The organism is Streptococcus sp. HMSC071D03, assembly GCF_001812125.1.
In the GTDB taxonomy this organism is placed as follows: domain Bacteria; phylum Bacillota; class Bacilli; order Lactobacillales; family Streptococcaceae; genus Streptococcus; species Streptococcus pseudopneumoniae_N.
This window is the reverse complement of sequence record NZ_KV807695.1, coordinates 19,897-29,787: the sequence shown is the minus strand read 5'-3', so window position 1 is coordinate 29,787 and position 9,891 is coordinate 19,897. Positions and strand designations below refer to the sequence as shown.

Below are 9,891 nucleotides of genomic sequence, written 5' to 3'. Positions count from 1 at the left end.
TTATTGTATCATATTTTGTTTCGCAGGAAGTCTAATAAATCATGAAAAAAGTAATTATTTTTATCTTGTTAATCCTCTTAATCCTCTTAATCCTCTTAATCCTCTTATTAATCTTTTCTATTGTTTCAATTCTTATATACAACATGTTTTAAAAAATAAATAAAGAGATATTTTTGACACATGTAATATAATCAAATTGTTGAATAAATAGCTCAAGAATACACTAAATCCCTAGAGGACTGTTGTCTTCTAGGGATTTTTTACGTCGGTTTTTGATTAAAGTGTATTTTGGAGCTGAAAATGGTTTATCCTTTTTGGATTATGGATAATTGAAAAAAATTTTAGTTTTCACTTAAATAAAGTACATAATTAAGGATAATTAACTCTAAAAAATTTTTGGTTACGTACTATATTTGAACATTCCTAAATCTCCCCTGCAACATCTTTCCGAAAAACTATAATTTTCTTGAAAAATATAGTTGGGTATGCTATACTACTAGTATAGAAAGATTTGGAGAAAAACATGAAACGCGAGATCTTATTAGAACGGATTGATAAACTCAAACAAGTCATGCCTTGGTACGTCTTAGAATATTACCAATCAAAACTGGCCGTTCCATATAGTTTTACGACCTTATATGAATACTTAAAGGAATACGATCGATTTTTCACCTGGGTCTTGGAATCTGGTATATCGGATGCTGATACCATGTCTAATATTCCCTTAGACGTTCTGGAGCACATGACCAAGAAAGACATGGAATCTTTTATTCTTTACTTACGTGAACGTCCACTACTCAATGCCAATACGACGAAAAATGGTGTATCTCAAACAACCATTAACCGTACCATTTCTGCACTTTCTAGTCTTTATAAGTATTTGACTGAGGAAGTTGAAAACGAACAAGGAGAACCTTATTTCTATCGCAATGTTATGAAGAAGGTTGCTACCAAGAAAAAGAAAGAAACTTTAGCTGCACGAGCTGAGAATATCAAGCAAAAACTCTTTTTAGGCAATGAAACAGAAGGTTTCCTTAACTATATCGACCAGGAATACCCTAAAACTCTCTCAAATCGAGCCTTATCGTCCTTTAACAAGAATAAGGAGCGAGATTTAGCGATTATCGCACTCCTTCTTGCCTCTGGTGTCCGTCTTTCTGAAGCAGTTAACCTAGATCTTCGAGACCTCAATCTTAAGATGATGGTGATTGACGTCACTCGAAAAGGCGGAAAAAGAGACTCGGTCAATGTTGCTGCATTTGCTAAGCCTTATTTAGAGCAATATCTTGCTATTCGAGACAAACGATATAAGACAGAAAAAAAGGATACAGCTCTCTTCTTAACCTTGTATCGAGGGGTTCCAAACCGTATCGATGCTTCTAGTGTTGAAAAGATGGTAGCTAAGTATTCGGAAGACTTCAAAGTTCGGGTAACTCCCCACAAACTACGCCATACGCTTGCAACACGTCTCTATGATGCAACCAAATCACAGGTTTTGGTAAGCCATCAACTGGGACATGCCAGCACACAAGTTACTGACTTGTATACCCATATTGTCAATGATGAACAGAAAAATGCCTTGGATAGTCTGTAAAATACATAACATAAATTATGTAGAATGTTATTGTACAAAAGAAGCTGGATAAGTAATCAGTCACCCAGCAGTTCAAATTAGCAAAAGCCTATAACCTTAAAAAATCACGGTTCCATGATTTTTATTTTGACTCACCCCAAAAATGCGGAACTCATTCTCCTTCATATCTTCTTCTGAAATCTTCCGCAATTGTATCCTGAACAAGGCGTTTTATGTGACGAAGATTATTTTCTTCTGAGAATCTCATAATTTTTTCCGTTAGTTCGTCATCAATTGCATAGGTTCCTTCTTTGATAGAATTAAGCTTATCTACCAAATTATTTGCTTGTTCTTGGATAAATAGTCGTTTTTCGTCAAGGTTGGGAATTTGAAAATCACTAAGTAAATCAAACCGAGACCTCAGTGGAGCTGGAATATACTGAATATAATGTTCAGAAGTCATATTTGAAGTAAATACAATAGTATATCCATTAAGATTGTGAGCAACACCATGTCTATCCGTAAATTTACCATCTTCCAGTAGCTCATAAAAGAAATTAAATACAGCTGGTGTTGCTTTTTCGAATTCATCAATAAGAATAACTCTAGATTTTGATGAATTAATTTTTATAATAAGCTCACCACCCTCATCGCTTCCAACATATCCGAGTGGAGAACCTATTAAACTATTCAACACTCCTTCTGTCGAGTAGTTTCCAAAATTAATTTTGATAAGCTCCTCATCTGGATAGAGCGACTTTGATAAAATCTTAGCAAATTCTGTCTTACCTATTCCAGATTCACCAATTAAAAACACAGAAAAAATCTTTCTAACTCCTATTTTTTCGAGTAGTATAAAGTTTGCATACTTCTGTACAAAATCTTCCTTAAATAAATCATGACCGATTAGCTTGCTGGCAGCCTCCTGTATTTTATTTCTAAATTCAGTATTGCTCCTATCTTTCATGACATCATCAGGATTAAAATTTTGAACTTCTGGATTAGCAAAATCTTCATTTATTTCTTCATCTTCAAATAGAAGTGGCAACTCTTTTAGTACACTTTCATATTTTAACTTATTTAGCCAAAAAATAAGGGAGATAGGTACTTTACTTAACAAAAAGAAAAGCCGACCTATATACTGGCTATTGTAGGCATTTAAATTCATCAAGGCAGATAAATCTATAACTAATCCTTTTACAGTGTCAAATTCCTTGCATATATCCTCTATTTCACTCAAATTAGAGAAATCGTGAGATAAAATACGAGTGATATCAATCTTTTTACTTTCTGAGAAGCGTTTTTTTAAATCATCTATTCTTGCAACATCATATAAATAAATCACGATTCACTCTCCACATTGATTTTCTGAACGACAGCAATCACATCTATCAAATGGTATGTTCCTTTTAATTTTTCATACTTGAAATCTATTTCGAATTCCGCCCCTGATTTATCGCTCTTTTCAGATAATGAGGATTTTGGGATAATATCTTTTACATTTTTTATCACATTATTCTTCTTGGCTTGCTTACTCATAAACTCTAAAAATCTTGTTGATATGGTATCCACTTCTGAAAAATCAACCTTGCCTCTATCTATTCCAACTAAGCTAAGTTTTCCAAGTTGAAAATCGCTATGTCTATATCCATTCTCAAAACCTTCAACATCTCCATAAGGGAAACGAACCAAGAATTCTTCACCATCTTGTTGGAAGCTATAATCAATCGTATAGTCAGTCAAAAAAGTAGAAAGTAGATTTGACATATTTAATTCGATTCCCTCGGTGCTAGGATTATCCAACTTGCTAGCCTGTAATACCTGCAATATAAGTGGAATATCTTGTGCGTTTACGGGATTAAGAGCCACACTGTCAAATTTTATTAAATCTCCTTGCTCCAGGTTCTCAGCTTGAAAATTTTTAGACATTTCATAGACTTTTCTAAAAATCGTAGATTTAGTACTTTTAACTTCAAAACTCTCATTGATTTTGCTTTCTGCAGTTAATTCGTTGTCATTTTCATATCCTGAGTAAAAACTATTCCTCATTCCAATTTTAAAAGAGTTTTTACGACTTATTATATTGCTATTTTCTTTCTGAATAGTTGTCTTGATAGTATCATCGATTAGGGTAGCAATCTCATAAGACTTAGCCGAATTCAGATACACTAAGTTGAAATAGTCTATACTTGATTGAGAATTGTCTGCTTCTGTATTAATTTTATTGATAGAATCTATCCGCCAACTCACAGCACTCAATATGGCAATAGCCATTAGTAGTACATTTAAATCGATATTAGCTATGGGAATTAGACAATCCAATACGGGCTGGAGCAGTACATACAATATGGTTACAAATAAAAAATCATCCTTCTTCTCATTTATTAAAAAGTAAAAGGACAATATTGCCACTACAGCAAAAATCATCTTATATCCAGAATACGGCTGTAATATATTAATTTTAAACAAACAACCAAGGATTGTATATGTAACTAATGTATAGGTGGTTACCCTACGATAATTTATGTCTAAGAAAAATTTCTTTACCAACAAACACCTCCAACTTTCTTAATCACTCTTTTGTCTCTCTCTTACAAGAAGATCATTGATTAGCAGTTTTTATTTTTCTATTATACCATATATCAGAGATCAGTCCAAGGCAACCAGTCACCCAGTAGTCAAAATAATAAATACCTATACCCCCTTAAATAGCGATTTTGGTCGCTATTTTTATTTTTCTGGATTTTACACTTGACTCTTTAGATATTCAGAGTTATCATCAGACAGACAAAAATAAAAGTAAAGGAGTTGGCAATGAAAAATTTTAGACATAGTCCAGAAAGTCAGAATGAGCAATAGTCTAAACGATCTAAAATCGAAACATGCCAATTAACTACTTTTGGTGAAATTCACGATTATGTTCCTGAAGATATGTTTTCGAAATCAATATTTGAAACAAAAATTCCTTTGAATAAAGATGGAGCTTGTAAATTTTTAAATCTCGAACGAGCTGAAGAGTATTTTTGTCGATTGGATCGGTCTAAAAGCATAGAGTATGAGGAGGAGGAGTTTTAGTTTGAATAATGAAAAAAAGTGAGTAGATTTGTTCTACTCACTTAATCCCATAGACAAGACTGCTTACCTAAAACCAACTTCTTTATTTTTATTCCACCACAGCCTCAGCAATTTCTTCTGCAGTAATTCCTGCGAAGTAACGACCTAGGTTTATGGTTTGTAGGGCTTTAAGAACGTCTTCACGTTCGTATTTGACACCACGAAGGACGTCTTCTACTGCTGCAACATCTTCGATACCGAAAAAGTCACCGTAAATCTTGATATCTTGAATTTTTGACTCGATAACGTTAGCAAAGATTTCAACTTTACCGCTTGGGAATTTTGTGCCACGACGGACATTGTATTCAGGTGATTTCCCATAGTTCCAATCCCAAGTTCCAAACTTAGTATCTTTAATACGATTGATTTCAGCCAATTCTTCATCTGAAAATACATATTCTGTCATTTCAGGATATTCTTTTTTCATGTATTCCAAGAGTAAATCACGGAATTCTTCAACAGTGATCTTTTCTGGCAACTCATCGATAATATTAGTTACTCGAGCACGGACTGATTTAACCCCTTTTGATTCAAACTTATCTTTAGACACTTTAAGTGCGTTAGCTAGGACTGACAAATCCACGTCAAAGAGAAGACAACCATGGTGCATGATACGGCCATTGATATAGGCTTGTGCATTTCCACAGAATTTCTTACCGTCTATTTCTAAGTCGTTACGGCCTGTAAATTCAGCTTTAACACCAAGTTCAGCCAAGGTATTGATAACTGGAGTAGAGAAGCTCTTGAAGTCAAAGGCCTTGTTTTCATCTTCTTTTGAAATGATGGTATAGTTAAGGTTGTTCAAATCATGGTAAACAGCTCCACCACCACTGATCCGACGGACTACTTCAATACCGTTTTCGCGTACATAGTCACGGTTAATTTCTTCGATGGTATTTTGGTGACGACCTACAATGATAGATGGTTTGTTGATCCAAAGAAGGAAGATTTGATCTTCATCAAGAAGATGCTTAAAAGCGTACTCCTCTAAAGCAATATTAAAGGCAGTGTCGTTTGAATGATTGATAATGTATTTCATAAGATACCTTCTAATACGATAGAGACTGGAAAATAATTCCAGTCTAGTCTATCTATTTTTATTTTTTCTTAGGTGAATGGATAGCCATTCCAAGAACATCAGCAAATGCTTCGTACATAACTTCAGAGTATGTTGGGTGTCCGTGGATTGTCTTAAGCATTTCTTCAACAGTGATTTCCATTTCGATGATGCTTGACGCTTCATTGATCAACTCTGCAGCAGCAGGACCAATGATATGAACACCAAGGATTTCACCATATTTCTTGTCTGCAATGACTTTAACAAATCCTTGAGCAGCATCTGATGCAATTGCACGTCCGTTTGCGGCAAAGTTGAATTTACCGATTTGGACATCATATTTCTCACGAGCTTGTTCTTCTGTCAAACCAACTGCTGCTACTTCTGGAAGTGTGTAAATAGCTGCAGGAGTCAAGTTCAATTTAGCAACATGGTGATTTCCTTTAAGAGCATTTTCAGCAGCAACTTCACCCATACGGAAGGCAGCGTGAGCCAACATCTTAGTACCGTTGATATCACCTGGTGCATAGATACCTGGAACAGAAGTTTCCATGTATTCGTTAACCTTAATACGGCCACGGTCTAATTCAAATTCAACATCTCCGATACCTTCAAGGTCTGGAACACGACCGATTGAAAGAAGGGCTTTATTTGCGATGATATCATCTTTTCCTTCAACTTTGATACGGAGTTTGCCATCTTCTTCAATGATTTCTTGAAGTTTAGTACCTGTCAAGATAGTCATACCTTTGCGCTCAAGAATCAAGCGAAGGTTTTTAGATACTTCAGCATCCATTGCTGGAACAATGCGATCCATCATTTCGATAACAGTAACTTTTGAACCAAATGTCATGAATGCTTGGCCAAGCTCGATACCGACAACTCCACCACCAATGATAACGAGGCTTTCTGGTACTTCATTCATTTCAAGGATGTCATCACTAGTCATCACAAGAGATGATTCCATACCAGGAACGTTGATTTTGCTTACTTTTGAACCACCAGCAAGGATGATCTTCTTAGTTTCAAGCAATTCAGAACCATTTACCAAGACATTCTTATCTTTAGTAATAGTACCGATACCTTTATGAACATCAACTCCATAGCTACGAAGAAGCCCTGCAACACCACCAACAAGAGTATTGACAACTTTAGATTTTGTTTCTAAAAGTTTTTCCATATCAACAGTGAAGTTAGGATTTTCAATCACGATACCACGATTTGCTGCATGACCGATATTTTCAATGATTTCAGCGTTGTGAAGGTAAGTCTTGGTTGGGATACATCCACGGTTCAAGCAGGTTCCACCAAGTTCAGATTTCTCAACAAGAGCAACCTTACCACCTAATTGTGCTGCTTTAATGGCAGATACATAACCAGCAGGTCCACCACCAATAACAACGATATCATAAGCATCATCGCTCTTACCATCATCGTTCGAAGCACTTGCTGCAGGTGCTGGGCTAGCTTCTGGTGCAGCTGCTCCAGCTGTTGGGATATTTTCCCCTTCTTCACCAAGATAACCGATAACTTCAGTAACAGGAACAGTCTCGCCGTCCCCTTTCAGGATAGCGATCAAGTAACCGTCTTCTTCTGCTTCCAATTCCATGCTGACTTTGTCAGTCATGATTTCCAAAAGGATCTCTCCTTCTTTTACAAATTCTCCGACTTTTTTATTCCATTGGACGATTTGTCCTTCTGTCATATCCACGCCGGCTTTTGGCATAATTACTTCTAAGGCCATATCTTACTTCCTTTATCTATATTTCTAAAAATAAATTCTCTAAACCAACATTGAGATTGGGTTTTCAATTAAAGCTTTCAAGTCTTTCATAAACTTAGCACCAGCCATACCATCTACGACACGGTGGTCAATTGTTAAACCAAGACTCATAATTGGACGAATCACGATTTCACCATTTACTACAACAGGTTTCTCAATTGTTGAGCTAACCCCAAGGATTGCGGAGTTCGGTTGGTTAATAATTGGACCGAATGATTGAACACCAAACATTCCCAAGTTACTAATGGTGAAGGTTGAATTTTGCAATTCGCTAGGAGCTAGTTTACCATCCAAAGTACGTCCGATAACATCTTTGAAGGCAACTACCAACTCAGACAAACTCATTTTTTCAGCATTATAAACAACTGGCGTCATCAAACCATTATCCATTCCAACAGCCATCGCAAGGTTGACATAGTTGTGAGTGATAATTGTCTTACCATCTTCCGTTAATGAAGCGTTAATGTACGGGTGTTTCATAAGCGTCTTAACAACTGCAAGTGAAAGCAAGTCTGTAACAGTGATTTTCTTACCAGTTGCTTCCATGATTGGATCAAGGACTTTCTTACGAAGGGCAAGCATTTCAGACATATCGACATCGTAGTTAAGCGTGAAGGTTGGTGCAGTCAAGTATGATTCAACCATACGTTGAGCGATAACCTTACGCATCGGTGTCATCGGGATACGTTCTATTTCACCGTAAGGTGTTACATTATCTGGAACTTCTTCCACTTTCTCGATTTGAGCAGGTGATTTAATCGTATCGTTTTCAATATTTTCCGGAAGGAAAGCTAAAACATCCTTCTTCATAATCTTGCCACGATGACCAGTTCCTTGAATTTCTTGCCATGCAATGTTATGTTCAAGGGCAATTCGTTTTGCAAGTGGTGAAATGCGAACCACATTAGTGTCTTTAAATGTTTCCACGTCTTCTTTGTGGACACGACCGTTTGCGCCTGAGCCAGAAATATCGTAGAGATTAATTCCTAAATCATCCGCTAATTTTCTAGCTGCAGGAGTCGCTCTTAGCTTATCATCAGCCATGACCTCTCCTATTCTATTACAAGATATTAAGGACGAAGAGGGCAATGAAAAAATAGGAGATTGACGATGTGTTCCATGAACACAAGGAAATCTATCTTTTTTTCGCAGACCTCCGTCCGAATTCAATTATAAGATACTAAGGGCGTTTAAAAGCGACCGAAAAATAGGAAATCAACGCAGACTTCGATGAAGTCAAGGAGATTTATCTTTTTTCCGAGCTTTTAGCCCGTGCTCTAATCTAAGATATCAAGGACGAAGAGAACTCTGCACCTAAAAGATACAAAGCTTCTCGTCTAATTAATTTTCTACATAATTTATTTTATGTATTATTGTTTGTTATGAGTTTTACGGATGGCATCTTTGATGCTTTCAACTGTTGGAATCATTGCATTTTCAAGATTTTGTGCGTAAGGCATCGGTACATCTTCCCCTGCACAACGGCGAATAGGTGCATCTAAATAATCGAATGCTTCTGATTCTGAGATAATAGCTGAAATTTCACCGATAAAACCACTTGTCTTGTGGGCATCATTGACGAGAACTACTTTTCCTGTTTTCTTGACAGAGTTAATAATAATCTCTTTATCAAGTGGAACCAAAGTACGTGGGTCAACCACCTCTACTGAGATCCCTTCTTCTGCTAATTCTTCAGCTGCTTGCATAACACGTCGTAGCATTTTACCGTATGTTACGACAGTTACATCAGTTCCTTCACGTTTAATTTCACCAACACCAAGCGGAATTGTATAGTCAGGATCTACTGGTACTTCACCTTTTTGGTTGAATTCTGATTTGTATTCAAGAATGATAACAGGGTTGTTGTCACGGATAGAAGACTTAAGAAGCCCCTTCATATCAGCTGGTGTACCTGGAGCAACAACCTTCAATCCAGGGATGTGAGTGAACCAAGATTCCAATGATTGTGAGTGCTGAGCTGCAGAACCTACTCCGTTACCAGCGGCACAGCGGATTGTAATCGGCACTTGACCTTTACCGCCAAACATGTAACGAGTTTTAGCTGCTTGGTTGACGATATTATCCATGGCAATAACAGAAAAGTCCATGAAAGTCATGTCAACGATTGGACGAAGTCCTGTCATGGCTGCACCAGCAGCTGCACCTGAGATAGCAGCTTCAGAAATCGGACAGTCACGAACACGTTCTGGTCCAAATTCTTCAAGCATACCTACAGATGTACCAAAGTCTCCACCAAAAACTCCGACATCTTCACCCATCAAAAGCACATTTTCGTCGCGACGCATTTCCTCAGACATTGCAAGGATAATGGTATCGCGGAAAGACATTAATTTAGTTTCCATA

The 9,891-nt window shown here is 36.7% G+C and carries 7 protein-coding genes; 1 reads left to right on the top strand and 6 read right to left on the bottom strand.

Annotation, left to right across the window (positions count from 1 at the left end; all coding sequences use genetic code 11):
- Positions 1 to 523 precede the first annotated feature (523 nt).
- On the top strand, positions 524 to 1,594 hold the full coding sequence (gene xerS / locus HMPREF2837_RS00790; protein ID WP_049548454.1) for a tyrosine recombinase XerS: 1,071 nt from the start codon (positions 524 to 526) through the stop codon (positions 1,592 to 1,594).
- A gap of 151 nt (positions 1,595 to 1,745) precedes the next feature.
- Here the strand turns inward: xerS and HMPREF2837_RS00785 are convergent, their stop codons facing one another.
- The 6 genes from HMPREF2837_RS00785 to HMPREF2837_RS00760 all read right to left on the bottom strand — a co-directional run bounded on the left by HMPREF2837_RS00785 (position 1,746) and on the right by HMPREF2837_RS00760 (position 9,890).
- Positions 1,746 to 2,918 (bottom strand): AAA family ATPase, encoded by a 1,173-nt coding sequence (locus HMPREF2837_RS00785; protein ID WP_049548453.1) that lies wholly within the window; start codon positions 2,916 to 2,918, stop codon positions 1,746 to 1,748.
- On the bottom strand, positions 2,915 to 4,123 hold the full coding sequence (locus HMPREF2837_RS00780; RefSeq protein ID WP_049548452.1) for a hypothetical protein: 1,209 nt from the start codon (positions 4,121 to 4,123) through the stop codon (positions 2,915 to 2,917). The genes HMPREF2837_RS00785 and HMPREF2837_RS00780 overlap by 4 nt, the downstream gene beginning before the upstream one ends.
- Before the next feature lie 613 nt (positions 4,124 to 4,736).
- Positions 4,737 to 5,726: a lipoate--protein ligase gene (locus tag HMPREF2837_RS00775; protein ID WP_049529672.1), complete on the bottom strand. Its 990-nt coding sequence runs from the start codon at positions 5,724 to 5,726 to the stop codon at positions 4,737 to 4,739.
- 58 nt (positions 5,727 to 5,784) lie between these two features.
- A complete protein-coding gene (lpdA, locus tag HMPREF2837_RS00770; protein ID WP_075230520.1) occupies positions 5,785 to 7,488 on the bottom strand; it encodes a dihydrolipoyl dehydrogenase in 1,704 nt (567 codons plus the stop codon).
- A 39-nt stretch (positions 7,489 to 7,527) separates the two neighbouring features.
- Positions 7,528 to 8,571: a dihydrolipoamide acetyltransferase gene (locus HMPREF2837_RS00765; RefSeq protein WP_075230519.1), complete on the bottom strand. Its 1,044-nt coding sequence runs from the start codon at positions 8,569 to 8,571 to the stop codon at positions 7,528 to 7,530.
- A gap of 326 nt (positions 8,572 to 8,897) precedes the next feature.
- Positions 8,898 to 9,890 (bottom strand): alpha-ketoacid dehydrogenase subunit beta, encoded by a 993-nt coding sequence (locus tag HMPREF2837_RS00760; protein WP_049548449.1) that lies wholly within the window; start codon positions 9,888 to 9,890, stop codon positions 8,898 to 8,900.
- Position 9,891 lies beyond the last annotated feature (1 nt).

Excerpts from the sequence above, each read along its gene's own strand:
- HMPREF2837_RS00765 (WP_075230519.1), bottom strand. The coding sequence starts at position 8,571 with ATGGCTGATGATAAGCTAAGAGCGACTCCTGCAGCTAGAAAATTAGCG.
- HMPREF2837_RS00775 (WP_049529672.1), bottom strand. The coding sequence starts at position 5,726 with ATGAAATACATTATCAATCATTCAAACGACACTGCCTTTAATATTGCT.
- HMPREF2837_RS00760 (WP_049548449.1), bottom strand. The coding sequence starts at position 9,890 with ATGGAAACTAAATTAATGTCTTTCCGCGATACCATTATCCTTGCAATG.
- lpdA (WP_075230520.1), bottom strand. The coding sequence starts at position 7,488 with ATGGCCTTAGAAGTAATTATGCCAAAAGCCGGCGTGGATATGACAGAA.
- xerS (WP_049548454.1), top strand. The coding sequence starts at position 524 with ATGAAACGCGAGATCTTATTAGAACGGATTGATAAACTCAAACAAGTC.